Source organism: Thermoanaerobacter kivui (genome assembly GCF_000763575.1).
GTDB lineage: Bacteria > Bacillota > Thermoanaerobacteria > Thermoanaerobacterales > Thermoanaerobacteraceae > Thermoanaerobacter > Thermoanaerobacter kivui.
This window is the reverse complement of record NZ_CP009170.1, coordinates 1,570,321-1,596,762: the sequence shown is the minus strand read 5'-3', so window position 1 is coordinate 1,596,762 and position 26,442 is coordinate 1,570,321. Positions and strand designations below refer to the sequence as shown.

Below are 26,442 nucleotides of genomic sequence, written 5' to 3'. Positions count from 1 at the left end.
TAGTAAAAAATTGACACTCATGCTATTATATTTGACATCATGGAAAGAAGAAATTATGGAGCTAAAATATCGTAGAATTCAAAAAGCTTTAAAATAAGATTTTATTGAAAAGGACATTAAAGTAATAATCAATTATATTTTAAATATAGGAAAGCCCAGAAGGATTTTTGTAAGAGATGAATATTTGCTTTATCTATTGACGGATTTATGTGAACGTGGAAAAATAGATTTACAGGTTAAAGAAAGGTTAAAAGCTATTGATAGATTTGTAGAAAGCTTTTCTGAATTTCAATTTTAATAAGAAAGCAGATAGTTTTGGGAGAATGAATTGCTATCTGCTTTTATTTATTTTCTAGGTAATATATGGTATACTTAATAGTGCAAAGTAGCGAAAAGGCAGGGATATAAAATGTATGGAGTAGTATTAGAAGGTGGAGGAGCGAGAGGGGCCTATCAAATAGGAGTTTATAAGGCACTGATAGAGGAAGGAATAGAAGTAGGAGGAATTGCAGGCACTTCTGTAGGCGCTTTAAATGGGGCTGTATTAGTGCAAGGAGATTTTGAAAAGGCTTATGAGCTATGGTATGATATTTCTTATTCCAAAGTCATAAAGGCTGAGGATGAAGAGATAGAGAAATTGAAAAAGGGTAAGCTGGAAAGAGAAGATATCCTTTTATTAGTTCAAAGATTAAAAGGCATCATTGGAGATGGAGGCTTAGATATAACTCCTTTGAGGAATTTATTACAAGAAGTTATAGATGAAGACAAGATAAGAAGGTCAGGGAAGGATTTTGGCATTGTGACAGTGTCTTTAAGTGATTTAAAGCCGCTGGAATTATACATTGAAGACATTCCTCAAGGGAAATTGGTAGATTATTTGATGGCAAGCGCTTACTTGCCTGTTTTTAAGAGGGAAAAAATTGATGGAAAAAAGTATATTGACGGAGGGATATACAACAATCTTCCTGCTAATTTGCTAATGGACAAGGGATATAAGGACTTGATAGTCATAAGGACAGGAAGCTTTGGAATCGTGAGGAAACTTGATTTTAAAGGCTTAAATGTTTTGGTCATTTCTCCAAAAGAGGATTTAGGAGGGATATTGGATTTTGATAAAAATCTTTCCAGGTATAATCTTAAATTAGGGTACTTTGATGGTCTAAAAGCTTTAAAAGGACTAAAAGGATATAAATATTATATACACCCAGAGGAAAAAGAAGAATTTTTTATAAATTATCTTTTAAACTTAGAAGGGGAGAAAATAAAAGATATAAAGGAGATTTTTAGAATCAATCAAGAAATACCTGACAAAAGGGCTTTGTTTGAATTTATAATACCAAGACTTTGTGGAATCTTGGACTTAAAAGATACTGCTGATTACGAAGAAATATTTTTAGCATTGTTAGAAAATTTAGCAGAAACCTATGATGTAGATAGGTTTAAAGTTTACACCTATGCTGAACTTATAGAAGAAATAAAGAGAAAAGTTAGAATAGAGGAAGAGGAAGAAGAGGGCAATATAATCGAGAAAATAATTAAAAAAGTGGATGTGCTTTCTTTGTTTACAAAAAGTGAAGTCATAAAAGAATTAGGTAGGATTATTTTTAGTTAAAATTATATGACAAATTTTTTTATCCCAATAATAGAGTATAATTAGTGTGAATACTAAAATATAAAACTGGAGGTAGTAAAAGTAGGGAAATAAGTGTAGAAAGAAGGAATAATGTATGATTATTCTGCTCAGCATATTGGAGTTTGGCTGTGGTTCATTGATGTTTTCATATTGGATGGGGCTTATGCTGGGAAAAAGATTAGAAGAAGTGAGGGATGGAAATCCCGGAGCTTTCAATTTAGGTCATGCAGCAGGCTTTAAAATGGAAGTCGAAAATTTAAAGGGGGCAAAGCATTAGCCACTACTTTTGGGGTGTGGAGTGCCATTACTCGTTTTAAAGCTTCTTTGACCTATGCTGTCATTTTAGGTATTTTAAAATTAGGTGAGAGGCGGTGTAATAGAGGAAAGCCTTCTATACCTGAAATAGATGCTGTATTAGACCTTGTAGGCTTTGGCATTCTAGGTGGGCTGTTGTTTTTGAGTAGTGTTGAAAGTTATTTACTTTTACTGTGGATGCTCAACTTTGCTGTGCTTTTATATAAAAGAAAGAATGATATGAATATTGTTTTAAAGGCCAAAATGGTAAAATAAAATATAATTTTAATTAAAATCAAGTTGGGAGTGTATGAGGTGGAATCTATTTATATTGCAATAACTGGATGTCAATATTATTACGGCACAAAAGTTTTGAAACCAGGCACGATTGTAAGATTAGAAAAGGATTTGTACAATGACTATGACGATGAAGCAATATCTGTTACCCTTGCCCCATTAGGACAAGTAGGATATGTAGCTAATAGTGTTGGAACTGTTCCAAGAGGTTGTTATAGTGCAGGGCGAATTTACGATAGATTTGGGAGTCATGCCTTTGCTGTGGTAAAATTTGTGACAAAGGACCTTGCCATTGCAGAATTTTTAGAAGAGGACTTTATAAAAGTTACTATAAAGTTCCGACTAAAAGAAAAAAGAAAGAAAAAGTACAAAAATAAAACTTAGATGGTGAGAAAATATGGAATACAAACAAGCATCTATATTTGATAATGAAGTGAAAAAAAATAAACCTTTGGCCGACAGGATGAGACCCAAAACTTTAGATGAGTTTGTAGGTCAAGAACATCTTTTAGGTAAAGGGAAATTACTTAGGGAATTGATTGAAAAAGACAATATTACTTCAATGATTTTGTGGGGGCCGCCAGGGGTAGGTAAAACTACCCTTGCTATGATTATAGCCAATATGACAAATTCTAAATTTGTCACCTTTAGTGCTGTTTTATCAGGAATCAAAGAGATAAAGGAGATAATGGCAAAAGCTGAATTGGATGCTATGTATGGAACTAGAACTGTTGTATTTATTGATGAAATTCATCGCTTTAATAAAGCTCAGCAAGATGCTTTTTTGCCTCATGTAGAAAAAGGAAACATAATATTAATTGGTGCAACTACAGAAAATCCTTCTTTTGAGGTAAATTCAGCGCTTTTGTCTCGTTCTAAAGTTTTTGTCATGAAACCTCTTACAGAAGAAGATTTACTTGTACTACTTAAAAGAGCTTTAAGGGATAAAGAAAGAGGTCTTGGAATGTATAATATAGAAATTAGCGGAGCTCAGCTTAAGAAGATTGCACTTTTTGCAAATGGAGATGCGAGAGTTGCTTTAAATACATTGGAGATTGCAGTTATGGCAGCAGAGGTAATTGAAGGGAAAAGAATTGTTACAGATGATATATTAGCAGATGCAATGCAAAAAAAGACTTTACTGTATGATAAAGAGGGAGAGGAGCACTATAATTTAATATCAGCTTTTCACAAATCTTTAAGAAATAGCGATTGGGATGCGGCAGTGTATTGGCTTGCAAGGATGTTAGAAGCGGGAGAAGACCCTCTCTATGTCGCAAGAAGGATGATACGCTTTGCTTCTGAAGATATTGGGCTTGCAGATCCTCAAGCTCTTGAAATGGCTGTTGCAGCATATAATGCTTGCCATTATATTGGAATGCCTGAATGTAGTGTAAATCTCGCACAGGTGGCAATATATTTAGCGTTAGCTCCTAAATCTAATGCGGTATACATGGCATATAATAAAGCTAAAAAAGATGCAGAAGAGACAATTGCTGAAAGTGTGCCTATGCATTTAAGAAATGCTCCTACAAAGCTTATGAAAGAATTAGGATATGGCAAAGGGTATAAGTATGCACACGACTTCGAAGAGAAAATAACTGATATGCAATGTCTACCGGATAATCTTAAAGACAGGAAATACTATGTACCGACGGATTCTGGTTTTGAGAAGGACATACAAAGGAGATTAGAGCAAATTAGCAACTTAAAAAATAAAGGAAAATAATTTTGAGTTGTTTAATAAAAAGGGGCAACTGCCCCTTTTTATTAAACAGCGTTTTTAGGTTCTTCACATATGATGACGCCAGGTACACATAACAAAATTATCAAAATGATGATTATAATCCAAATCCATTGGTTTTCATGATGTTTGTATTTGTCAGACATAAACTTACCTCCTTTTTAGGTTGACTTCTACTTTATAATATGAAAGATATAGTATAATGGCTACAAATTATAAAAGTCTCCTAGCAGTACGCACTGCAAGGAGATTTTATGCTTTTAAATATTTGGGCCTGATTTTTTAATTTCTTCAGTTACATCTTTGTATTTTTTAAAGTTTTCTGCAAATCTAGTTCTAAATTTTTTGCTGCTTTTTCATATGCTTCTTTATCGGTCCATGTATTTTTTGGATTTAAAATTTCAGTAGGTTAAAATTGTCTTTATAAAATCAAAAGGAAGCATATTAAATGTACGGCCTTGAAAAATTAAATATAATCAATGTTAAAAACGTTTATCGAAATCTTCCCGTCTCTAACTTGTAACTGACAATGCTTAAAATTGCAAAAAATATCTTATAAAGTTTAAAATTAACATTTACATTAAAATTCTAACATTATTCAAATAATATTTCAAGGGGTACAAAATTTTTGTTTAAGTTTTAATCGATTTGTGTCGAACTTTATGATATAATCTATTAAGCAATTTCTTATCAACTTACAAACCAATGCGCAAGGAGTGGAGCAAATGGACAAATGCTTTTGCGGGGGTAAAATAGAGATACAAAACGTAGAATATAAGTTGGTAAGAGGGAAAAGGACTATTATTATTAAAGATGTACCAGCGTATGTTTGTCAAGAGTGCGGTGCAGCCTATTATGATACTGATGTACTGGATGAAGCTTTTAAGAATAAAGATAAATACGAATATATTTCAACAAAATAGCTTATAATTAGAATTACTAAAAGGGTACAGTATATCAGGGGATAGCTTACTGTAGTTTGCTGTCAATATTTTTTTGATTAAATAGCGTGAAAGGTATACCACGTTTTCGGCATTTATTGCTATGTTTAAGTCAAAAAAAGCTGCAGCGTCATTCTCTACTCCGTCAGAAGTGGGAGTTCCTGAAATATAATCCAAAAGAAAGACAATGTATATTTCGGAGTTGCCGTCTGGCAATATTATGCTTCTTATGGAGATAATGTTTTTTACAGAAGCTTCTATAGACGTTTCTTCTTTTATTTCTCGCAGTACTGCGTCGTCTATGTTTTCACCTGGCTCTACATGACCGCCGGGTATTATCTATTTGCCTTTAAATTGACCATAAGTATGTCTGACTAATAAAACTTTGTTATCTTTTATTACAATACCGCCTACTCCTACAATTATTTGTTTCATACAATCACCGACCAATGAATGTTTTTTATAAATTGATTATACCACATAAAGCTTTGTATTGTTAAAAAATTAAAGCATTAATTTTTAATATAGAAAATGGTGAGAAAATGAGATTTGTCGTCAAAGCGCAAGAGCAAGGAATCACGTTGGAAGGATTTTTGAAAAAGAAGGGTTTTTCTAACAGGCTTATACGCATTTATAAAAGGCGAGGTGAAATATTAGTAAATAATATAAAATCCAACGTTAAAGAAGTTCTTCAACCTGGTGATATTATTGACTTGATTCTTTATGAAGAAGAATCTGACGTTAAAGCTGAAAAAATGGATTTAAACATATGTTATGAAGATGAAGATATTTTAATAATTGATAAGCCTGCAGGCATAGTTGTACATCCTACCAAAAGATACCAAAGTAGCACTCTTGCCAATGGAGTTGCGTGGTATTTTAAAGAAAAAGGTTTAAAAATGCCAATTCGACCTATAAATAGGTTGGACAAAGGAACGTCAGGATTGGTTATATTTGCTAAACGCCCTTTTATGCAGTATTACATGCAGATTGTAAAACCCATGACTAAACTTTATTTTGCAGTTGTAGAAGGTAAAATGGAAGGGCAAGGCACAATTGACCTTCCTATAGCGAGAAAGCCAGACAATGGTATTGAAAGAATGGTGTCAGAGCTGGGGGATGAAGCAATAACTAATTACAAAGTCATAAAAAGTAGTGAAAAATTTTCTCTCCTCAGACTAAACATACAGACAGGAAGAACACATCAAATAAGGGTGCACTTAAGCCATATTGGACATCCAATTGTAGGGGATACTTTGTACGGCTCTAATGATAACTACATAAAAAGGCAAGCATTACACGCTTACAGAGTTTCTTTTGTGCACCCAGTACTTGAAAGAAGTGTTTCTGTATACTCTCCTTTACCGGAAGACATAAAAAGTTTGCTAAATTTACTGTAATCCTTCCAAGTCAAAATCGGGGATATAATCTTCGCTGGCGCTTTCAATTTCTTGGATTAACCCGTTTTCAAGGCCTATGTCAAAAAAAAATTTTATAGCTTCTTTGTACTCTTTTGGAGTAATTTTTCTGTTTATCTCTGGATAATTTTCAGCTTTGTAATAGGGAGTATATTGGCTCATTAAGCTTACGTAAATTTTTTTTGGGAGATTATTTTTAATCCATAAAAGATTTTTTTTAGTATCTTCTACACATCCCGGAAGGATGAGATGCCTTATTACAAGTCCTTTTTTTAGTATCCCCTTTTTATCAAATTTCGGCATCCCTACCTGCCTATACATCTCTAATATAGCTTTTGTAGCGTATTCAAAATAATGAGGAGCTTTGGAGTATTTTTTAGCGAGATGGTCGTCATAATACTTAAGGTCTGGTAAGTATATGTCAATCAATCCTTCTAATGCCTTCAATGTCTCCACATTTTCATAAGCGTTTGTGTTATACACTATAGGTATCTTAAGACCTTCTTTTTTTGCTAATAAAATTGCTTCTTTTATTTGAAATGCGTGAATAGTGGGAGTAACAAGGTTTATGTTATGAGCACCTTGCTTTTGTAGCTTTAAAAAGACTTGTGCTAATTCTTCAATGGTTAAGGGTTTTCCAAAATCGTATTGACTTATTTCATAATTTTGACAAAATACGCATTTTAGGTTGCAACCAGTGAAAAACACTGTTCCAGAACCTCTTGTCCCACTTATAAAAGGCTCTTCCCAGTGATGTAAATATGCTTTTGCTACTTTTACTTGCCATGACATGTTGCAAAATCCCTTTGATTTTGACCTGTCTACATTGCAATTTCTTGGACATATATTGCATTTAACTGCATGTTCCATAAAAACTTCCTCCAATCGATATGATTATATCACAATATTTGCATTTACCAGAAGGATTAATGTTTTTTCTGTTTCCCATATTTTTACCCTTGAAATTAAAGTATATTTATTATAAACTATGATTGAAAACGAAATACTAAATGAAATCCTGGGAAGTTTGTATTAGGCTAATTTGTTTTCAACCAACGCAACTTATACGGGAATCCGGGTTCATCTGTGGAAGAAATGCCTGCTTAGACAGGACTTCGGAAGCAGGTGACAGGATACCCACCTGCGAGAGCGGGTATGAAAACATAGCCTTACGGCTTCATGGGATAAGTTTGTAGCTCCTGCATTGGCAGGAGCTTTTAATTTTTTCTTGTATTGGTGTATAATCTTATTGGGGTGATATTTATGAAAATTGTCATTACAGGTAATATCTATGAATACCCTGAAGGTACAAAACTGGAGGATATTGCTAAAGATTTCGAAAGTATCTATAATGGAATAATAGTTGCTGCAAAAGTGGATAATGAGTTAGTTGACTTAAATCATATAATTTCAAGAGATTGCACAGTAGATTTTGTAGATACCACAGTAGAGGAAGGTACAAGGATATACAGAAGGAGTTTGACTTTTGTTTTTATTAAAGCTGTAAAAGAGTTACTTCCTGGTGCTACTGTTACCATAGAACATTCGCTGGGGAAAGGTTTATACTGCGAGATACATGGTTATTCCATAAACAATAGAATTGTTTCTATGATCAAAAAACGGATGGAAGAAATAATAGAAAAAGATCTCAAAATAGAGAGAAAAATGTTACCCAGAGAAGAGGCTATAAATCTATTTGAAAAAGAGGGATTGACAGAAAAAGTTAAACTGTTTAAAGATATTGACAAAGAAAAAATACCTGTTTATTATTGTGATGGAACTGTAGACTTTTTCTATAGTTCTTGCGTGCCCTCTACAGGTTATCTAAAAATATTTGATATACGATTTTATTTTCCGGGTGTTATTTTAATTGCTCCAGATGTATATAATCCTCGTTCTTTACCTGTATTTGTTGATGTTCCAAAACTCGCTTCGATTTTTAAAGAAACAGAAGATTGGGCAAGTATTTTAAACATAAGTTATGTTTCTTCTTTGAACGACATGATAAAACAAGGAAAAGGTAGAGATTTAATATTGGTTTCTGAGGCATTTCATGAGAAGAAAATATCCAAAATTGCAGATTATATAACTTCAAACAAAATGATAAAAGTCGTGCTTATCGCCGGTCCATCTTCTTCAGGAAAAACTTCTTTTATTCACAGACTTAGTGTTCAGCTGAGGGTAAACGGGCTGAGGCCTTTTCCGATATCATTAGACAATTATTTTGTACCGCGAGAACTTACTCCAAAAGATGAGTTTGGAAATTACGACTTTGAATCAATTGACGCTTTAGACCTTGCTCTTTTTAATGAACACCTTATAAAACTTATCCAAGGAGAAGAAGTTGAAATCCCGATTTTTAATTTTAAAACAGGTGAAAGAGAACCAAAGGGTAGAAGAGTAAAGTTAGAGAAAAACCAAATTATTTTGTTGGAAGGCATACATGGGCTTAATGAAAAACTGACATTGCAAATACCTAAGGATAATAAATACAAAATATATGTGAGTGCTATTACACAATTAAACCTTGATGAGCACAACAGGATATCTACTACTCAGACAAGGTTAATACGACGTATGGTAAGAGATAGCAAATTCCGTTCCAGTGATGCGGCAGAAACAATAAATATGTGGCCTTTAGTAAGAAGAGGGGAAGAGAAATGGATTTTCCCATATCAAGAGCAGGCGGATGTTATGTTTAATTCTTTCCTCCCTTATGAGCTGCCTGTGTTAAAAAAATATGCGGAGCCGTTACTTAAGAAAGTTTCCCGAAACGATCCTGCTTATTCTATCGCTAAAGAAATATTGGAATTTTTAAGCTATTTCCTCCCATTAGAAGACGAGTTAGCAATACCTCCTAATTCTATTATAAAAGAATTTATAGGCGGCAGTTGTCTTGATGTGTGAGTCATATTAAATTCTTTCCTTCTCAACTGACTTATTGCAGAATACTTTTAATATTGACAATATCACAGAATAATAACATTTGTAAAATAGTATTATTGACAACATATTTGCAAAATGGTATGTTTTATTTAGAATAAAATTTAATAACAAACGAATACAGGTGCCCAATTTTGGCTTCAAAATTGGGTTAAAAGGGAAGCAGGTGAAAGTCCTGCACGGTCCCGCCACTGTGATGGTGAGCTCTTTACATTATGCCACTGTCCGTCACTTAGCGGAGCACGAATTTAACAAATTATATTTCGTATAAAAACATGCTCCGCTGAGTGACGGATGGGAAGGCGTAAAGAGCGATGAACCTAAGTCAGGAGACCTGCCTGTATTTGTGTTACACTTACTCTACGGTCGATAGAGGGGGTGTTAGAAAGGGATACATATGTGTTTTTTAACCTCTTAACACCGTTGGTAAGTTAAGAGGTTTTATTTTTGCTTAAATTTTTTATATTAGCTAATTGCAAAATGAAACAAATATTGGGGTAAAAAAGCACCGTTATTGGAGCCTGAGATAGCAAAATTGACAAAGGATATAAACAAGCAGTTGAATAGGCTTATTTTCTTCAAAAAAAGATTGGACATTATATCTGAAAGTGATAGTTATTTAGTTTTGCTTTTCATAGGATTTCCTCCATTTTGTTTTTGAGTTTAATCGATATAAGAATTCGACAAAAGTGAAGGAATTCCTTTAAAAATATATAGCAGAACTCCTTAATTTGCGAGGTTTTTGGGCTTTTGCAATAACCTAAAATTAAAAATTTTAAGGGAGGGTTTTTATAATGAAAAAGAAGATTTGCTTTTTGATGATTTTTGTTTTACTGATGTCTTTGTTGCCTGCTTTTGGACTTGCCAATCCGGTTAAGGCTCAGGAAACACAGGTTTATTTAAATGGTGTAAAGATAAATACAGGAGATGTTTTACCCTTTATAGAAAATGGACGAACGATGGTGCCTGTAAGGCTCTTTTCTGAAAACCTCGGTGCAGATGTAAAATGGGATGATGCTACACAGGCTGTGACAATACAGGGTGAGGATGTCAGTGTAAAATTAACCATTGGTAAAAAGGAAGCTGTTGTAAACGGAAAAAACAAAACTCTTGATGTTGCACCTATAGTTTTATCAGGCAGGACAATAGTTCCTTTAAGATTTATAGCGGAAGCTTTTGGTGCTGATGTAAAGTGGGATAAAGAAACATCTAGGGCAGTAGTAGTTTGGAATATAAAAATCAAGGATTCCACGGGGAATGACGTAACAGTACCTGCTGGATTGAACAGGTTAGTCATTCTTAATGCCAATGCAGCAGAGGCTCTTCGTATTTTGCAGATTCCAGATGATTTTATCATAGGTGTAAGTGATTCTACATCATCATATTCTCCTTATCTTGGCTTAGATAACAAACCAAGTGTTGGAGGTGCTTTTAAGCCCAGTTTAGAAAAGATTATGGAGCTAAAACCACAGGCAGTAATTGCTTACGGTAAGTATCCTGATAAAACATTGGAAGAGAAGTTGGAGCCTGCAGGTATAAAGGTTATAAGGCTTGACTTTTTTAAACCAGAAACATATAATAATGACCTTAAAACATTGGCTAAAATATTTGGAAGGGTAAAGACAGCTGATGAGTTTATGCAATGGAAGGCAAATGCAACAGCCATTGTAGCTGACAGAATAAAGAGTTTAAATGCAGAAGATAAGTTTAAGGTGTTTGGAATGGACATTGGAATGGGTAATAATTCCCTGACGGCAACCACATGGACAATATATGGTCAAAATACTTCTGTTCATCAAGGATTAGAAGCAGCTGGTGGAATCAATGTTGCTCGCGATATGAAGGATTATCCTAAAGTAAACCCAGAATGGGTTTTAGAAAAAAATCCTGATAAAATAGTTCTAAGTGCTTATGAAAAAGATGTGCTTGGATATACTGTAAAAGACAATACGAATGTTGTAAAATTAAGAGATAGTGCCATAACTAATCCTGTTATAAGTAAAACCAATGCTGGTAAAAATAAGCAGGTTTATATTATTGAGAAGCACTTACTTGGAGGAGATAAAACATATCTTGGGACGTTATATCTTGCTAAATGGTTTTATCCTGAGCGCTTTAAAGATGTCAACCCCAATCAGGTTTTAAAGGAGTATTTTGAAAAATGGCTGGGGATACCTATGAAAGGTATATGGGCTTATCCAGAGCCATAAAACTGCAACGCTGAGATGAAAGTATCTCGTGCCTAAATATCGAAAGGGTTTATTAAAATTACTACTATTGTGTTTGATAACATGGATTTTTAGCTGTTTTGGGTTGCAAGTGGCATCGGGTGCAGGAGGTAATTTTCCTACACCCGATGAATATAGTTCAGGCTGTCATTTGCCTCAAGTAAAAGCCGCAGCTTTTAGACAGATTTGGGCTTTGCGTATCAGTAGAGGGGATAGACGATCCATTAGCCCGTGTAGAGATAGAAAATAAGGAAGGAAATCTCTTAAAGAACATGATAAGAGCTTTTGAGGAGGTTATAGCAAAAGCAACAGATAAAAGACGAAATTAAAAGATGAAAGGGAGGATCTCAGGTGGCGACAAAAATACTGTTTTATACTGCTATTGACACAGAACTGATAAATGTCAGTAATGCTGTAAGGAATATTTATTCAAAATATGGTCCTATTGTTAATATGGCTGCGAGAAGTAAAAGAGATGTAGAGGGTTTAAAAAAGGAAGAGGAACTCATAGAGCTTGCATTGAGTTCAGATATGATAATAATTCATCTCATGGGGGGAACAGATTCTTTACCTGCCGTTGATAAGATTAGCAAGCTTTCTAAAGAGAAGGGCATAGGAATAGCAGTTTTGCCTTGTTCCGGGGAAGACTATCAGGAGCTTTATAAAATGAGCACGTTAAGTGAAAAAGAATACTTTACAGTTTATCGTTATATAAGTTATGGAGGGATTTCTAATTTTGAAAACCTTTTTCTTTGGATTTCCAATAGATTTTCAAAGACCAGTTTTTCTGTTATAGAACCTGAACCTCTTCCATGGGAAGGCATATACCATCCGGATTATAGCGATAAAATTGAAGCTAAGTCTTTTATACAGGAAAGATTAAAGGAGAAAAAGCCAGTCATAGGGATTATCTTTTATCAAAGTTATTGGAATGCAGGTAATATAGAATTTATAAACGATTTAATAAGAGAAATTGAAAATCTTGGAGGTACATCTATTCCTGTGTTTTTAAATACTTCAAAAAATGATGGATTTGGCAGTAAGGGAATTGAATGGGTAATTGATAATTACTTTATGCAAAATGGTATAGCAGTAGTTGATGCTGTCATAAACACCCTTATGTTTTCTCAAACCGTTGCCACACCTACATTTAGCAGGGTATTAGAGGGAAATTTTTACAAAAGACTTGGTAAACCTATTATAAAAGCTATTCTTGCTCTAACACCTTTTAAAGATTGGAAAGAAGGCGTACAAGGTCTTGGGCCTCTGGATGTAGTTATGAGCATGGCACTTCCCGAATTTGACGGTGACATTATCACAGTTCCTATTGCAACAAGGGAAGAACTTGAAAGGGATCCTTTGACAGGAGCAGTTGTGACAAAATATGTCCCTATAAAGGATAGAATTAAAAAGGTTGCTTCTCTTTCACTCAATTGGGCTAAATTAAAGTACAAACCTAACTGTGATAAAAAAGTTGCCATCATCTTTCATAATTATCCCCCAAGAAATGACAGGATTGGATGTGCTTTTGGACTTGATTCACCTGTCAGTGTGCACAAGTTGCTTACAGAAATGAAAAATAAAGGATATAAGATAGAAAATCTTCCTGAAAGCGGAAAAGAATTAATGGAAAGAATGCTTTCGGGTCTGACAAATGAAAGGGGATGGCTGAGCCCGGAAGAGATGAATAAAAGAGCTGTGGGGAAAGTGCATAATAAGGAATATGAAACTTGGTATTCTAATTTTCCTTTAGTGTCACAACAACAATTGGAAAAAAGTTGGGGTAAACCACCCGGGGAGATTTTTTCCTGTGGCGAACATCTCTTGATTCCAGGTATATTATTAGGAAATGTTTTCATAGGAGTTCAGCCTACCCGCGGCTTTTTTGAGGATCCTGCAAGTATCTATCATAGCCCTGATTTGCCTCCACCACATCATTATCTCGCATATTACAGATGGATCAGGGATGTTTTCAAAGCCGATATTGTTTATCATATTGGAAAGCATGGTTCCTTAGAATGGCTTCCTGGTAAGGGAAACGGTCTTTCAGAGGAATGTTATCCAGACCTTGTTCTTATGGACCTTCCTAACGTCTATCCTTATATTATAAATAATCCAGGAGAAGGAACACAGGCTAAACGCCGCTCTCATGCCTGCATCATTGACCATCTTATACCTGTGATGACCAGAGCGGACACTTATGAAGAAATGGCTGATGTGGAAGTACTTATCAAAGAATACAATGAAGCTAAAAATATGGATAGTGGTAAGCTGCCGATTCTGCGCAGCCTTATATGGGAAAAAGTGGAGGATTTAAAGCTTGATAGTGATTTAAAGATAACAAAGGAAGAAGCGGAAAAAGACTGGGAGGAATTTTTGGAAAAGATTCATTCCTATCTTTATGAGATAAAGGATTGCTTAATCCGAGATGGATTACATATACTGGGGCAGCCACCTGAAGGAGAACAGCTTATAGAGATGATTTTAGCCCTAACGCGCCTTTCTAATGGGGAAGTTCCATCTTTAAGGGAGGCTTTGGCAGAAACCTTAGGATATAATTATGAAGAATTAATAAAGAACCCCGGGTTTTATTCTGTTGAGTTGTCCTGCACATATGCAGAAGTACTGGACATGATTGAGGAAAAGAGTAAAATGCTGGTAAAGACTTTTTGTGAGGAGGGTTTTGAGAGGGAAAAGATTAAAGATATTTCCATGAATATACTTGGAAAAAACACAGAAAAATTAACGAAGATATTAGAGTTTATAAGCGAAAAGGTTGTACCGGCTCTTAAAGGTACGACGCAGGAGATTGAAAATTGTATTAAAGCCCTTGAAGGTAATTTTGTACCTCCAGGACCTTCTGGTGCTCCAACCCGGGGAATGGTGGATATTCTTCCTACTGGGCGAAATTTCTACTCTATAGACCCTCAGGCAGTGCCTACTCGTTCATCATGGAAAATAGGAGTAGAACTTGCAAACTCACTGTTACAAAAACATAAGGAAGAAACTAATTCTTATCCTGAGATGGTTGGGATTGTAGTATGGTGCACTTCCAACATGCGAACAGGAGGAGACGATATAGCAGAGGCTCTTTATCTCATGGGAGTAAAACCTATATGGGATGAAAAAAGTGGAAGAGTCAAAGGTTTATCTGTCATTCCCCTTGAAGAACTTGGAAGACCTCGAATTGATGTTACCTTCAGGGTAAGTGGTATGTTCAGAGATGCTATGTTGAATGTGATACACCTTTTAGATAAAGCAGTGGAGATGGTAGCATCCCTTGATGAGCCGGATGATATGAATTATATATCAAAACATGTAAGAGAAGAAATTAAAGAAAAGGTTTCAAAAGGAGTGAATCCAGTTAAGGCAAGAGAAGAAGCTTTGTGGCGCATATTCAGCGATAAGCCGGGAACTTACGGAGCGGGTGTGAGTGACCTCGTTACATCTAAAAATTGGAAAGACGAAAAGGATTTATGTAATGTATATGTTACATGGGGCGGTTATGTATATAGCAGGAATACCTATGGTCTTGAAGCTGCGGATGTTTTTTCCAGAAGACTGGCATCTATAGATGCTACGGTTAAAAATGAAGATAGCAGAGAAATAGATATGTTTGACAGCGATGATTTTTACTCATATCATGGAGGGATGGTAGCAGCAGTAAAAGCTCTAAAAGGCTCTTTACCTCATTCTTACAGCGGAGATACTTCAGATCCTGAAAGGGTTAAAGTGCGAACACTTGAAGAAGAAACACGTCGTATATTCCGTGCACGCATACTTAACCCTAAGTGGATAGAAAGCATGAAGCGGCATGGATATAAAGGAGCAGGAGATTTATCACATATGGTGGAAACAGCCTTTGGTTGGGATGCAACGGCAGAAGTGTTGGATGACTGGCTTTATGAGGAACTGGCAAAAAAATATGCTCTGAATGAGGATATGCAGCAATGGTTTAAAGAAGAAAACCCATGGGCTTTAAAGAATATTGTGGAAAACCTTCTTGAAGCTATACAAAGAGATATGTGGCAACCTTCTGAGGAACTCAAAAATAAACTGAGAGAAATTTATCTTGATATTGAAGGTAAATTAGAAGAATATACTTAAAAAATTAATTGAGGAGAGAAAGAAATTGTCTGTGGGTTTAGTATGATGAAAGAAGCAAAGGAGGTGGCATTTTATTACCATGGCTGAAGACAGGAACGTCTACGCTGAAAAGCCGATGATTAAAGTAGAAAACCTTGTTAAAGTATTTGGAAAGTTCAGGGCTGTTGATGGAATAAGCTTTGAAGTGTCTCGTGGAGAGATTTTTGCACTATTAGGGCCCAATGGAGCAGGTAAAACTACTACTATAAGGATACTCACAACATTAAGCCGTCCTACATCTGGTACAGCATATATAAATGGTTATGATGTAAGAAGTCAGTCTTTGGAAGTAAAAAAACAGATTGGTGTTGTGCCACAGCAACTGAATCTTGAAAAAGAGTTAAGTGCATGGGAAAATTTAGAGCTTAACGGCATGCTTTACGGTATGGAAAAAGAAGAAAGGAGGAGGCGAATAGAGGAACTTCTTGATTATGTTGGGCTTATGGACAAAGCGAATGTCAATGTTGATAAATTTTCTGGCGGTATGATGCGCAGGCTTATGATTGCCAGAGCACTGATGCATAGACCGAGGGTACTCTTTCTTGATGAGCCAACAGTAGGACTTGACCCTCAGACAAGGAGAAAAATATGGGATTTAATAAAAACAATGAATCAAAGCGGTATGACAGTCCTCCTTACTACTCATTATATTGAAGAGGCAGAAAAACTCTGTCACAGGGTGGCAATAATTGATAAAGGCAAGCTGATAGCAATTGGCAGTCCTGACGAATTAAAAAAACAAACAGGCAATGTTGTACTGGAATATCTTGAAAACGATACTACAGTAAGACGGTTTTTTTCATCAAGGACGGAAGCCTTGGAATATGCACAATCTTTGGACACAGATATAAACATAAGGGAATCAAACCTTGAGGATGTTTTTGTTAAAATTACAGGCGGTGAAATATGCGAAAACAAGCCACTGTAAAATCTTGGATGGGTATAAAATAGTACAAGAAGGGAGGATTTGTAATCTTGAGCAACTATTCGGCATTCAAAGCCTTATTGCTCAAGATTTATAAAAGGAGTATGAAAGAATTATTAAAATTTTATCCTATATTTTGGAGAGAAATGATTTGCTGGAAAAAACGCTTCAGAAAAATTTTAGCAGGTAACATTGTAAGTCCCTTGTTGTTCCTTACTACATTTGGATTGGGATTGGGTAAAAATATGTCTGTTAGCGGTACTAATTATCTGGATTTTGTATTGCCCGGTATTATAGCATTATCATCTTTAAGCAACAGTTATAATTCTATTGCCGCTGATTTAAATATAAGGCGAACAATCTTTAAAACTTTTGACCAATATGTGCTGGCACCTATAAAGATCTCCTCAGTTGTACTGGGAGAAGTTTTGGCAGGTGCACTGCAAGGTATGACCTCATGTCTTATTTTGCTTGTCCTTGGGTTGCTTTTTGGTGCTCATATTAATTTAACGCCAGTTTTTTTTGTAGTACTTATTGCATCTTGTTTTACTTTTGCCTCTCTTGGGGTTGTAGCGGCAATGGTAGCGAATTCCCATGGAGATATGGCAAACTTTGGGACTTTTTTTATACTTCCTATGACATTTTTAGGAGGAACCTTTTTCTCTGTAGACTCTATGCCTCTTATTGTTAAAGTTTTCATCTGGATGCTGCCTTTAACTCCCATAAGCTATTCACTAAGAAGCATAGCTTTGAACAGGGAATTTTCACCATTTATTATAGCTGTTGTATTTTTTTGGGCGGCAATAATGTATTTACTGGCAGTATCAGCAGCTTACAAAAAATCGGCTGATTAAAGGAGGGTGTCGGTTTTAAAGGTATGGTGAAACTTTTTGTCATTGCTGTAACAGGAAGGTGTAATCTTTCCTGTCGTTACTGTTATGCTTCAAAAAATACAGGGAAGTATGGTGATATGTCATGGGATACGGCAGAAAGCATATTGAAATTTATAAAGAAGCAGAACAAAGAGAATTCCCATATGTTTTTAGTTCAATTTACAGGCGGAGAGCCTCTCTTAAACCTTCCTCTCATTGAGAGATTTGTAAAAGAATCACGTAAGGAAGGTCTTTCTTGTATTTTTCAGATTCAGACTAATGGTACCCTTCTGAATGATATAAATATATCTAAACTTAAAAACCTAGATATAGGTATAGGAGTAAGTATTGATGGTGTACCTGAAGTAAATGACATCATGCGGCCTTATCGCAATAGGTGTTCTCGTTCTTCTACTGTGGATGTTTTGAAAGGCATGGAACTTTTAAAAGAGTCTGGTATTTGCGTAAATGTGACGTCAGTCTTAACAAAAAAAAGCCTTCTAAATCTAAATAAATTTATCGATTTGGTTTACTATATAGGAAACGTTAAAGGCATAAGTTTCAATGTATTACGACCTACAGGAAATGCTTTTGATATGTCTGTTCCTTCAGAAGAAGAAATTGCCTTAAACGTAAAGGCTGCTTTGAAGAGAGCTGATATGCATGAAAAAATTACAAATCGTACTATAACTTTTAAATTTCTTGAAAGGCTTAAGAAGTATGGATACAGGGAAGAATGCAGAACATTTAATGGAAATTCAATATTTATAAATCCTAATGGAGAGGTTTATCCATGTCCATCTTTGGCAGGACAGGAAGATTTTTATATAGGTAATATAATGGATGAAGATTTTCAAATTAAAACTTATATTGGAAAGTGTCCCTATATACAGCAATGCCGTATGCTTGATAGAATTTTCTGTTTTTCGCATGGTTATACCTAAAGCCTTTTAATTTAAAACAATAAGGAGTTTCTCATCCTATCATAGGTGAGGGATGAACAAAGATAAATTAACGAAGTTATTGTTTTGTCCATCTTAATAAAAATAACATCCTTAAAAGTATACTCTATATACATTAACTTCGTCACATTTGTTAGTGTTTTAAGCGAAGGAGGGGAGATTTTGTGAAAAGAATTACAGCTGTAGTATGGCATAGTTATGCAACACACCGCTTCTGACCCTACGTTTTGGTCTATGTCGAATGTCGATATAAACATACCCGCAAAATGTTATGCTTACATGACACAGGGAAGTAATGAAAATTTCCTCCAAATGTTTTTGATGCTGGCAGCGGAAATACTTGGCTTAAATGTTTTTTATTCAGAACCAAAGAAATGGGTAGAAATTGGATGACCTGTAGGGAATGTGCTGAAAAGGTTAAAGAGAAAGATTAAAAAATTGAAAGAGGTGTTGAAATTGAAAAAGAAGATTTGTTTTTTAATGATTTTTGTTTTACTGATGTCTTTGTTGCCTGCTTTTGGACTTGCCAATCCGGTTAAGGCTCAGGAAACACAGGTTTATTTAAATGGTGTAAAGATAAATACAGGAGATGTTTTACCCTTTATAGAAAATGGACGAACGATGGTGCCTGTAAGGCTCTTTTCTGAAAACCTCGGTGCAGATGTAAAATGGGATGATGCTACACAGGCTGTGACAATACAGGGTGAGGATGTCAGTGTAAAATTAACCATTGGTAAAAAGGAAGCTGTTGTAAACGGAAAAAACAAAACTCTTGATGTTGCACCTGTAGTTTTATCAGGCAGGACAATAGTTCCTTTAAGATTTATAGCGGAAGCTTTTGGTGCTGATGTAAAGTGGGATAAAGAAACATCTAGGGCAGTAGTAGTTTGGAATATAAAAATCAAGGATTCTACAGGAAATGAAGTAACATTATCCGCCTCCGGTTTAAACAGGGTGGTAGTAATAAGTTCCAACATAGCAGAAGCGATGAGGATAATACAAGTACCGGACGAATTTATAGTGGGGGTGAGTGATCAAGTTCAAAAAAGAACATATTTAGGTTTTGATAACAAACCAAATGTTGGTTCAATGACAAACCCTAATATAGAAAAAATAGCTGAGTTAAAACCTCAGGCAGTGCTCCTCCAAGGGAGATATGTCTCGAGGTACGGAGAGAAAATCGAGGCATTGGGGATAAAAGCAATTGGTATTGATTTTTATTACTTAGAAAAGTATGATGAAGATTTAAAAAAGACTGCTTTACTTTTTAATCGAGGAGGAAAAGCTGTAGAATTTTTAAATTGGAAAAATGAAATTCTATCAAATATAAATAATAGATTAACAAATATAGAGGATAAGGAAAAACCGAGAATAGCATGTCTAGATTTAATGGGTGGTTTTAAAGAGGGACAATACAAAACCTTTCCACCAGGTTCTTCTTATGACCAAGTAATAAAGTTTATAAGTGGAAATAATATAGCAGCTGATTTAAAACCCTCAGAAAGTTCGGAACTTGTAAGTGGAGAGTGGCTGCTACAAAAAAATCCAGAAGTCATTGTATTTGTGTACTGTTCTGAACTGGGTTACACAACAAACGATTACTCAGGGGTAATGAAGTTAATAGACAATATTAAAAAAGACCCTGTTTTGAGTAAAACAGATGCAGTCAAGAATAACCGTATATATTTTATAAATATTTCAAATTTAGCCAGGTTTACCGAATCAGTTTATTTTGCTAAACGGTTATATCCTGATCGATTTAAGGATGTCAATCCTAGTCAAATTTTGAAAGAGTACTTTGAAAAATGGCTGGGGATACCTATGAAAGGCGTATGGGCTTATCCAGAGCCATAAAACTGCAACGCAGAGGTGAAAGTATTTCGTGCCTAAATATCGAAAAGGTTTGTTAAAATTACTACTATTGTGTTTGATAACATGCATTTTTAGCTGTTTTGGGTTGCAAGTGGCATCGGGTGCAGGAGGTAATTCTCCTACACCCGATGAATATAGTTCAGGCTGTCATTTAGCTCAAGTAAAGATTGCAGAAATATTTCGGCATAACGGTAGTTATCCTTATTCCATAGCAGTAAAAGTAGGAGAAAAAGATGCGATAAATCGTGCAGGTGTAAGTCTTTCTGTTGCTATGTATGCCTTAGGTGTGAAGCCAGTATGGGATGCTGCTGGTAATATAATAGGCATAGAGGTTATTGATACGGCTGACTTGGGAAGGCACCGTATTGATGCTTTTATAGTAATAGATAAAGATGTTTCCAAAAATTTCTATTCTTCTCTTATGTTGATGGACCGGGCATATCGCAAAATTTTAGCGTGTTCATACAATACACTGATTGAGAAATATCCAGAACTTAAAGATTCCTTAGATAGCACTTTAAAACCACTGGGCAATTATGATAAAGGAAATGAACCATTAGAAGAAAACCCTATGGCTCTTCATTGGGCAGAAGAAGTAAAAACATTTTTGTCAAAGGGATATGATTCGACTTCTGCAGGGGAAATGTCAATAAACTTAAGAAAAGTTGATTCTGATGAAAAAGCACTTCCTAAAGATGCCGAGGTCATAAATGCTTCTATTCAGGGTAGTACAAATACTATGGAGATAATATTCGGCAACGAGACTGGAAGTGGTACAGGTTCGGGAAGTGGTGCAAGGACAGACAATGAAGCTGCTTCAAAAGGTGTATTGACTGCTTCTTCTAAAAACGATGAAAAAAGCGAGAGTAAGAAATTAGGAAACAAAGAGGGATATGCCATAGAAACAAAACCACAGGCTCCATCGAATGCATCTCAAGAAGCAAATCTTCAGGACAAATCCATTTCGAATCAAAAAGATACAGGTAAAGAAAGCAGCAGTGGTGGAGGTGGCGGAGGTTCAGGAACCGGACATGTTTATGAAGTTACTGTAGAAAATCAGCAGATTCCCCAAAAAAATCCGACATATTCTACTTTTGTATATTTATTTATACCATTAACGCTGATAACTGGTATGATATACCAGAATAAAAAAGGATATTTGAGGTGAAGTAAATGATTTTGAGTCAAACATTGCATTGTATAGCCCAGAGTTTGCTTATACCGGTTATTGTATTTTTGTATATCTTTTTCTTATGGAGTCTTGTAGAACTGGGAAGTTTTTCGGTGGAAAGTGTACGTAGAAAGAGAATGTCTGCTGACAGGCTTATAACTTATTTCAGGAATATTTCTGATTTTAATGACCTTGAAAAATTTATTGAAGAGAGCGAATTACCAAAAAGAGGGAAAGAGATATTGAGCCAGATTTTTCAAAATAAGGACCTTTCCGCAGACTCCATTTATGCTCTCAAGAAAAAATTAATTGAAGATGAGGAAATAAGGGCAACTAAGGTATTAGAAAAAACCGATATAATAGCAAGACTCGGTCCTCTTGTAGGTTTGATGGGTACATTGATACCATTGGGACCAGGACTTACAGCGATGGCAAATGGTGATATGAAATTATTAGCCGAATCAATTAGTGTTGCCTTTGACAATACGGTAGTGGGTATGGGAGCAGCAGGTATATCCTATGTTATTTCAAGGATAAGAAGAAGATGGTATGAGGAATACCTTAGTACATTGGATGAAATAGCCAATTTATTTATAGAGGTGATAGTTGATGAAAAGGAAAACGAGCAACTTGTCACGCCTTGAGGCAGAAAGCGAAGAATTTAATCCTATGACCTATGTTGTTAATCTTGCCGACCTGATGCTTGTGTTTGCTTGCGGATTGATAATCTCCCTGATGCTCAACGGGAATCCAGGGAAGATTGTAGGGAAGATTGTACAGATCAAAGAAATTACCAATCAGAGTGAGAATATAAAGGGACAAGCTATAGAAGGAAAAGGCGATTTAGAAAAACTTGGAGAAGCTTACAAAGATAATAAAACAGGGAAAATCTATATTATTACAAAATAAGAGGAGGAATTTAAAGATGTATTATCCATTCAGTGCAATAGTTGGGCAAAAATTGATGAAAAAAGCCCTGATTTTAAATGCTATAAATCCCAAATTAGGTGGAGTTTTAATAAGAGGAGAAAAAGGCTTCAATAAGCATAAGTGATGTAATGTATAGCTCGATTGCTAAAACCGCAAGAAAGTGTTGTTTATTTAAACGGTAAAGATATTGCATCAAAAGATTTGAAAGAACTTGCCAAAGCGATGGGATATGTACCCCAGGGTAGCAGAGAAATTTTTCCCTTTACTGTAATGGAAACAGTTCTTATGGGTAGAAAACCTCATTTAAAATGGGGCGTAACAGAAGAAGATCTTAATATTGTCTCAAAAGTTATGAAATTTATGGATATAGAAGAACTGGCAGAAAGGTCTCTCGATCAATTAAGCGGAGGACAGAGGCAAAAGGTTTTTGTGGCACGTGCACTGGCACAACAGCCTGAAATATTTCTTTTTGATGAGCCTACAAGCAACCTTGATATAAGACATCAATTAGAAGTTTTTGAGATAATAAAAAAGATTGCCCAAACAGAGGGCCGTATAGTTATAGTAGTTGTCCATGATTTAAATCTTGCATCAAGATTTGCAGATAAGTTGGTGATGCTCAAGGATGGGTATATTTACGCTATAGGTAAACCTGAGGAAGTTATTACTGAAAATAATATCAGGGAAGTATATGGTGTTTCTGCTTCCATAATAGAGACAGAGTTCGGATTTTATGTTTTACCAATTGAGCCTCTTGTAGAAACTGTGGACTTGTTAGGAGAGAGTTAAGATGGTTGTATTAACAAGCAATGCCTAATCTGTTATACTAGAGTTGTCGTTATGAAAATTTAGATTCTATAATAAATATTGGGTGGATAAAAAACATTCATAAAAAATAGAGCACTTATTCTGAATGCCTGCTATGGAAGGAGGTATCAGAATAAGTGCATATTAATTATATTACAAAATTTTTGAAAGCTGAGGAGCAAAGTATTACTGTATCATTATTGACTTTAAAAAAACTAAATCAGGAGCTTGAAGGACCAACAGTGTAAGAATACGTTGAGTAAAAGAAAAAAGCAGCTATGCAAATAAAAATTTTTCACAAAACTTCATAATTATATATTTTTCAGAATATAGAAACTCCATATCCTTTTGATGTATGGTTTTTGGAGGGGATGTACAATTAGGTAAATAAAATAGTACTTGTAAGCATAAAATATAATAAATATTACTTGAAATGTTATTTTTAAAGTGGTATAATGTTCTTGAAATGGAATTTTGGTTTTTTGGGTCAGTTTGATATTTTGGGATAAAAAATAAAGTAGAGGAGGAGTTATGATGAATGTGATTGACCCGCTTATCAGTGCTGTTATTAACTATGTAGAAAAAGACCCAGAGAAAAATTTAGACAAAATAGCTAATCTTCTGTCAAAAATTGCAATAATGCCCAATCATAAACAGCAAATAGAAAGTGTGAAGAGATTTTTAGATGACAAAGACAGCAATTGGTATAGATTTGCAATGAAACTTCTTAAAAATATTGACAAAAACATTATAAAAACTTTAGGTGTTAATTTCTTTATAAATGCTAGCTTGAAAGGAATTCCAAAACAAAAAGAATTAGAAAACAAATTAGATATTAACATTCCGTGGGCAATTTTGATGGATCCAACTGAGGCTTGCAATTTAAGATGTGTAGGATGCTGGGCAGGACAGTACAAATCTCACAATCTTTCTTTTGAAGTGATGGATAGAGTATGTACAGAAGCAGAAGAGCTGGGCATATATTTTATAGTTTTGTCTGGCGGAGAGCCTACTGTCAGAATGAAAGATATTATAAAGCTTGCTGAAAGACATAAAAATCAAGTATTCCACTTGTTTACCAATGGTACTTTAATCGACGAAGATATGATAAAAGAAGTTAAAAGAGTAGGCAATATTACTTTTGCAGTAAGTATTAATGGTTTCAAAGAAAGTAACGATGCAATACGAGGAGAAGGTACTTTTGATAAAATTATGAGAGCAATGGATTTGATGAGAGAAAATGGAGTATTGTTTGGCTATTCAGCTACATATACGAGAACAAATGTGGAGGAAATTTCTAGTGATGAATTTGTAGATATGATGATAGATAAAGGAGCAGCTTTTGCTTGGTATTTTACTTATATTCCTATAGGTAGAGACCCTGATATAAGTTTTATGGTAACACCTGAGCAAAGAAAATACATGTACGAGAGGATAAATTATATAAGGGCTAGAAAGGAACTTTTTGCAATTGATTTCTGGAATGATGGCGAATACAGTGGAGGATGTATTGCAGGAGGAAGGAGGTATTTGCACATAAATGCAGCAGGAGAAGTTGAGCCTTGTGCTTTTATTCATTATTCTAATGTAAATATAAATGAAGTAAGTTTATTAGAAGCATTACAGTCACCTATTATGAAAAGCTATAGAAAAAGGCAGCCATTTAATCTAAATCATCTAAGACCATGTCCACTTATTGACAATCCAGAAAAACTTTTAGAAATAGTTAGAGAATCAAAAGCAAAACACACAGAAGCTAGTGAAGCCTCTCACATCAAAAACCTCTACGATGATTTAAGAGTAGTAGCAGATAATTGGGGTAAAGTAGCGGACGAGATTTGGGAGAAAAAGATGGCAATGAAAAAAGAGGCTTGACATAAATATTAAAATCCCCTATAAATTTAGATAGTATTACTTAATGGGGTGTTGAAATGCTAACAAATAGGAGGGTGGAATTTTTAAAGACACTAATTGAACTTTATGATTCAAAAGGTGAGCCTGTTCACTATACGGATGTGGCGCAGGCAATGAAAATTAGCAAATGGACAGCTTATGATATTTTAAGGGAATTAGAGAAAGGTGATTTTGTTAAGACCGAGTATTACCTTGGGGAGGAAAAAAGCCAAGGAAGATCTACTTTAAGATTTCTACCAACAGAAAAAGCTTATGAAATATTTAAAAAAGCGAATAAAGATGAATGGAATTCCCTAAGAGATACTTTGATTAAAAAAGTAAAAAATAGTAAGCCTAATTCTCTTGAGGAAATATTAAATGAGATGTTTCAGGCTACTAAGCCTATAGAATTTTGTGCATATGCTATTACTGCATTTTTACTAAAACTTAGGATGGCGGGAGGCCTTTCCATGGAGAGTATAGAAAATTTGCTGGCCTCTGTTAATCCTACTTCTTCCTTAATTTTATTTGTGGGAACAGTCTTAGGTGTTTTGTTGTACACTAAAATAAAGAGCGATATAGACAAAAAATTAGCTGAAAACATTCAAAAGTTTTATATCAATTTAAATAAACTGAATTCGCAAGATGTCAATTTACTCAATAACTTTTTGAGAGAACTCCTTGCAATTGTATAAGGCTATATGCCTTATTTTTTTGCATATTTTCAAAGAGAAAGTTGAAAACTATTGAAGCAATGGAAGGTTAATGATATAATGTATGTGTAAAATTTTACATAAAAAGATTAGGAGGTAATGGTATGAAAGTTTATGTCGACCAAGACGAATGCATAGCTTGTGGGGTTTGTATAGACATGTGCCCAGATGTTTTTGACTGGAATGATGAAGGGAAATCCCATGCAATTGTAGATGAAGTTCCAGCAGATTTAGAAGATTGTGTGCAAGATGCAATGAGCTCTTGTCCTACAGAGGCAATAAAAGAAGAATAACCCGGATTTTTCCGGGTTTTTTCATACATTTTTAAAGAAGCTTTAGGGGAAAATATTGATAAAACGAAATATGGAGGGTTTTTATGGGGAAAAGAAAAAAGTTATACCCTAAAGCTGAGGATGAGTTAGATTCTTTGAAGCAAGAAGCTGCTGAAGAGCTTAATTTAGATGATGATATTGAAAAACGCGGATGGGAAAACATGACTACAAGAGAAGTGGGTAAAATAGGAGGAAACATGGTAAAGAAAATGATAAAATTTGCAGAAAAAGAAATGGATGAAAGAGACGGAAAAATTGATGAAGAAGATTAATTGGCTGGAGGACTATCCTTCAGCCAAAATTTATTCTTTGTGTAAAAAG

Annotated in this window: 27 protein-coding genes, 1 other RNA gene and 1 riboswitch; of the genes, 26 read left to right on the top strand and 2 right to left on the bottom strand. The window is 34.9% G+C overall.

Annotation, left to right across the window (positions count from 1 at the left end):
* The first annotated feature begins 103 nt into the window (after window positions 1–103).
* The 7 genes from TKV_RS14180 (at window position 104) to TKV_RS08100 (ending at window position 4,891) form a co-directional block, all read left to right on the top strand.
* Complete coding sequence (locus TKV_RS14180) at window positions 104–298, top strand: DUF6930 domain-containing protein (RefSeq protein WP_394214524.1); 195 nt, start codon at window positions 104–106, stop codon at window positions 296–298.
* Window positions 299–409: 111 nt separating this feature from the next.
* Window positions 410–1,612, top strand: coding sequence for a patatin-like phospholipase family protein (locus tag TKV_RS08120; RefSeq protein WP_014063134.1), 1,203 nt, complete (start codon window positions 410–412; stop codon window positions 1,610–1,612).
* 115 nt (window positions 1,613–1,727) lie between these two features.
* Entirely contained in the window at window positions 1,728–1,910 is a 183-nt protein-coding gene (locus TKV_RS14280; protein WP_236617224.1) for a glycerol-3-phosphate acyltransferase, read from the top strand.
* Window positions 1,911–1,924: 14 nt separating this feature from the next.
* Complete coding sequence (locus tag TKV_RS14275; RefSeq protein ID WP_236617223.1) at window positions 1,925–2,203, top strand: hypothetical protein; 279 nt, start codon at window positions 1,925–1,927, stop codon at window positions 2,201–2,203.
* A gap of 39 nt (window positions 2,204–2,242) precedes the next feature.
* Entirely contained in the window at window positions 2,243–2,608 is a 366-nt protein-coding gene (locus TKV_RS08110; RefSeq protein WP_049685506.1) for an HIRAN domain-containing protein, read from the top strand.
* Between the two features lie 13 nt (window positions 2,609–2,621).
* Window positions 2,622–3,953 carry a replication-associated recombination protein A gene (locus TKV_RS08105; protein ID WP_049685505.1) on the top strand — a complete coding sequence of 444 codons (1,332 nt, stop codon included), beginning with the start codon at window positions 2,622–2,624 and terminating at the stop codon, window positions 3,951–3,953.
* A gap of 740 nt (window positions 3,954–4,693) precedes the next feature.
* Window positions 4,694–4,891: a YgiT-type zinc finger protein gene (locus TKV_RS08100; protein ID WP_049685504.1), complete on the top strand. Its 198-nt coding sequence runs from the start codon at window positions 4,694–4,696 to the stop codon at window positions 4,889–4,891.
* Here TKV_RS08100 and TKV_RS08095 read toward each other — a convergent pair.
* On the bottom strand, window positions 4,880–5,188 hold the full coding sequence (locus TKV_RS08095; protein WP_236617469.1) for an NUDIX hydrolase: 309 nt from the start codon (window positions 5,186–5,188) through the stop codon (window positions 4,880–4,882). The genes TKV_RS08100 and TKV_RS08095 overlap by 12 nt on opposite strands.
* Window positions 5,189–5,451: 263 nt before the next feature.
* Between TKV_RS08095 and TKV_RS08090 the strand changes: the two genes are divergently transcribed.
* The gene (locus TKV_RS08090; protein WP_049685503.1) at window positions 5,452–6,309 is read left to right on the top strand and encodes an RluA family pseudouridine synthase; all 858 of its coding nucleotides are present in this window, start codon (window positions 5,452–5,454) and stop codon (window positions 6,307–6,309) included.
* On the opposite strand, the gene TKV_RS08085 is transcribed toward TKV_RS08090, so the two are convergent.
* On the bottom strand, window positions 6,301–7,197 hold the full coding sequence (locus tag TKV_RS08085; RefSeq protein WP_049685502.1) for a radical SAM protein: 897 nt from the start codon (window positions 7,195–7,197) through the stop codon (window positions 6,301–6,303). The genes TKV_RS08090 and TKV_RS08085 overlap by 9 nt on opposite strands.
* A gap of 142 nt (window positions 7,198–7,339) precedes the next feature.
* Here TKV_RS08085 and ssrS point away from each other — a divergent pair.
* From ssrS to TKV_RS08010, 18 genes are all read left to right on the top strand, one after another.
* A non-coding RNA gene (gene ssrS / locus TKV_RS12455) (6S RNA) lies at window positions 7,340–7,517 on the top strand.
* Between the two features lie 73 nt (window positions 7,518–7,590).
* Complete coding sequence (locus tag TKV_RS08080; protein WP_049685501.1) at window positions 7,591–9,234, top strand: nucleoside kinase; 1,644 nt, start codon at window positions 7,591–7,593, stop codon at window positions 9,232–9,234.
* A gap of 141 nt (window positions 9,235–9,375) precedes the next feature.
* Window positions 9,376–9,626: riboswitch (cobalamin riboswitch) on the top strand.
* A gap of 438 nt (window positions 9,627–10,064) precedes the next feature.
* Entirely contained in the window at window positions 10,065–11,480 is a 1,416-nt protein-coding gene (locus tag TKV_RS08075) for a stalk domain-containing protein (RefSeq protein WP_049685500.1), read from the top strand.
* 369 nt (window positions 11,481–11,849) lie between these two features.
* Complete coding sequence (gene cobN, locus TKV_RS08070; protein WP_049685499.1) at window positions 11,850–15,605, top strand: cobaltochelatase subunit CobN; 3,756 nt, start codon at window positions 11,850–11,852, stop codon at window positions 15,603–15,605.
* Between the two features lie 79 nt (window positions 15,606–15,684).
* Window positions 15,685–16,572 (top strand): ABC transporter ATP-binding protein, encoded by an 888-nt coding sequence (locus TKV_RS08065; RefSeq protein WP_236617222.1) that lies wholly within the window; start codon window positions 15,685–15,687, stop codon window positions 16,570–16,572.
* Window positions 16,573–16,673: 101 nt separating this feature from the next.
* Window positions 16,674–17,423: an ABC transporter permease gene (locus TKV_RS08060; protein WP_049686253.1), complete on the top strand. Its 750-nt coding sequence runs from the start codon at window positions 16,674–16,676 to the stop codon at window positions 17,421–17,423.
* A 23-nt stretch (window positions 17,424–17,446) separates the two neighbouring features.
* Window positions 17,447–18,385, top strand: a complete 939-nt coding sequence (locus TKV_RS08055; RefSeq protein ID WP_049685498.1) for a radical SAM protein — start codon at window positions 17,447–17,449, stop codon at window positions 18,383–18,385.
* Between the two features lie 252 nt (window positions 18,386–18,637).
* The gene (locus TKV_RS12850) at window positions 18,638–18,796 is read left to right on the top strand and encodes a hypothetical protein (RefSeq protein WP_158506600.1); all 159 of its coding nucleotides are present in this window, start codon (window positions 18,638–18,640) and stop codon (window positions 18,794–18,796) included.
* A gap of 87 nt (window positions 18,797–18,883) precedes the next feature.
* Window positions 18,884–20,257, top strand: a complete 1,374-nt coding sequence (locus TKV_RS08050) for a stalk domain-containing protein (RefSeq protein WP_236617221.1) — start codon at window positions 18,884–18,886, stop codon at window positions 20,255–20,257.
* A gap of 73 nt (window positions 20,258–20,330) precedes the next feature.
* The gene (locus TKV_RS08045) at window positions 20,331–21,443 is read left to right on the top strand and encodes a cobaltochelatase subunit CobN (RefSeq protein ID WP_158506589.1); all 1,113 of its coding nucleotides are present in this window, start codon (window positions 20,331–20,333) and stop codon (window positions 21,441–21,443) included.
* 5 nt (window positions 21,444–21,448) lie between these two features.
* A complete protein-coding gene (locus tag TKV_RS08040; RefSeq protein WP_049685496.1) occupies window positions 21,449–22,090 on the top strand; it encodes a MotA/TolQ/ExbB proton channel family protein in 642 nt (213 codons plus the stop codon).
* Window positions 22,056–22,355 carry a DUF2149 domain-containing protein gene (locus tag TKV_RS08035; RefSeq protein WP_049684624.1) on the top strand — a complete coding sequence of 100 codons (300 nt, stop codon included), beginning with the start codon at window positions 22,056–22,058 and terminating at the stop codon, window positions 22,353–22,355. The genes TKV_RS08040 and TKV_RS08035 overlap by 35 nt, the downstream gene beginning before the upstream one ends.
* A gap of 16 nt (window positions 22,356–22,371) precedes the next feature.
* On the top strand, window positions 22,372–22,500 hold the full coding sequence (locus TKV_RS13835) for a hypothetical protein (protein WP_268870080.1): 129 nt from the start codon (window positions 22,372–22,374) through the stop codon (window positions 22,498–22,500).
* A gap of 17 nt (window positions 22,501–22,517) precedes the next feature.
* Window positions 22,518–23,165, top strand: coding sequence for an ABC transporter ATP-binding protein (locus TKV_RS08030; protein WP_052392249.1), 648 nt, complete (start codon window positions 22,518–22,520; stop codon window positions 23,163–23,165).
* Between the two features lie 552 nt (window positions 23,166–23,717).
* A complete protein-coding gene (locus TKV_RS08025; protein WP_049685495.1) occupies window positions 23,718–25,058 on the top strand; it encodes a radical SAM protein in 1,341 nt (446 codons plus the stop codon).
* Between the two features lie 56 nt (window positions 25,059–25,114).
* Window positions 25,115–25,771, top strand: coding sequence for a helix-turn-helix domain-containing protein (locus TKV_RS08020; RefSeq protein ID WP_049685494.1), 657 nt, complete (start codon window positions 25,115–25,117; stop codon window positions 25,769–25,771).
* 122 nt (window positions 25,772–25,893) lie between these two features.
* The gene (locus TKV_RS08015; protein WP_049685493.1) at window positions 25,894–26,082 is read left to right on the top strand and encodes a ferredoxin; all 189 of its coding nucleotides are present in this window, start codon (window positions 25,894–25,896) and stop codon (window positions 26,080–26,082) included.
* A gap of 83 nt (window positions 26,083–26,165) precedes the next feature.
* The gene (locus tag TKV_RS08010; protein ID WP_003868666.1) at window positions 26,166–26,393 is read left to right on the top strand and encodes an alpha/beta-type small acid-soluble spore protein; all 228 of its coding nucleotides are present in this window, start codon (window positions 26,166–26,168) and stop codon (window positions 26,391–26,393) included.
* Window positions 26,394–26,442: the final 49 nt, after the last annotated feature.

Excerpts from the sequence above, each read along its gene's own strand:
- TKV_RS08120 (WP_014063134.1), top strand. The coding sequence starts at position 410 with ATGTATGGAGTAGTATTAGAAGGTGGAGGAGCGAGAGGGGCCTATCAA.
- TKV_RS14280 (WP_236617224.1), top strand. The coding sequence starts at position 1,728 with ATGATTATTCTGCTCAGCATATTGGAGTTTGGCTGTGGTTCATTGATG.
- TKV_RS08105 (WP_049685505.1), top strand. The coding sequence starts at position 2,622 with ATGGAATACAAACAAGCATCTATATTTGATAATGAAGTGAAAAAAAAT.
- TKV_RS08100 (WP_049685504.1), top strand. The coding sequence starts at position 4,694 with ATGGACAAATGCTTTTGCGGGGGTAAAATAGAGATACAAAACGTAGAA.
- TKV_RS08090 (WP_049685503.1), top strand. The coding sequence starts at position 5,452 with ATGAGATTTGTCGTCAAAGCGCAAGAGCAAGGAATCACGTTGGAAGGA.
- TKV_RS08085 (WP_049685502.1), bottom strand. The coding sequence starts at position 7,197 with ATGGAACATGCAGTTAAATGCAATATATGTCCAAGAAATTGCAATGTA.
- TKV_RS08080 (WP_049685501.1), top strand. The coding sequence starts at position 7,591 with ATGAAAATTGTCATTACAGGTAATATCTATGAATACCCTGAAGGTACA.
- TKV_RS08075 (WP_049685500.1), top strand. The coding sequence starts at position 10,065 with ATGAAAAAGAAGATTTGCTTTTTGATGATTTTTGTTTTACTGATGTCT.
- TKV_RS08065 (WP_236617222.1), top strand. The coding sequence starts at position 15,685 with ATGGCTGAAGACAGGAACGTCTACGCTGAAAAGCCGATGATTAAAGTA.
- TKV_RS08060 (WP_049686253.1), top strand. The coding sequence starts at position 16,674 with ATGAAAGAATTATTAAAATTTTATCCTATATTTTGGAGAGAAATGATT.
- TKV_RS08055 (WP_049685498.1), top strand. The coding sequence starts at position 17,447 with ATGGTGAAACTTTTTGTCATTGCTGTAACAGGAAGGTGTAATCTTTCC.
- TKV_RS12850 (WP_158506600.1), top strand. The coding sequence starts at position 18,638 with ATGTCGAATGTCGATATAAACATACCCGCAAAATGTTATGCTTACATG.
- TKV_RS08050 (WP_236617221.1), top strand. The coding sequence starts at position 18,884 with ATGATTTTTGTTTTACTGATGTCTTTGTTGCCTGCTTTTGGACTTGCC.
- TKV_RS08040 (WP_049685496.1), top strand. The coding sequence starts at position 21,449 with ATGATTTTGAGTCAAACATTGCATTGTATAGCCCAGAGTTTGCTTATA.
- TKV_RS08035 (WP_049684624.1), top strand. The coding sequence starts at position 22,056 with ATGAAAAGGAAAACGAGCAACTTGTCACGCCTTGAGGCAGAAAGCGAA.
- TKV_RS13835 (WP_268870080.1), top strand. The coding sequence starts at position 22,372 with ATGTATTATCCATTCAGTGCAATAGTTGGGCAAAAATTGATGAAAAAA.
- TKV_RS08025 (WP_049685495.1), top strand. The coding sequence starts at position 23,718 with ATGAATGTGATTGACCCGCTTATCAGTGCTGTTATTAACTATGTAGAA.
- TKV_RS08020 (WP_049685494.1), top strand. The coding sequence starts at position 25,115 with ATGCTAACAAATAGGAGGGTGGAATTTTTAAAGACACTAATTGAACTT.
- TKV_RS08015 (WP_049685493.1), top strand. The coding sequence starts at position 25,894 with ATGAAAGTTTATGTCGACCAAGACGAATGCATAGCTTGTGGGGTTTGT.
- TKV_RS08010 (WP_003868666.1), top strand. The coding sequence starts at position 26,166 with ATGGGGAAAAGAAAAAAGTTATACCCTAAAGCTGAGGATGAGTTAGAT.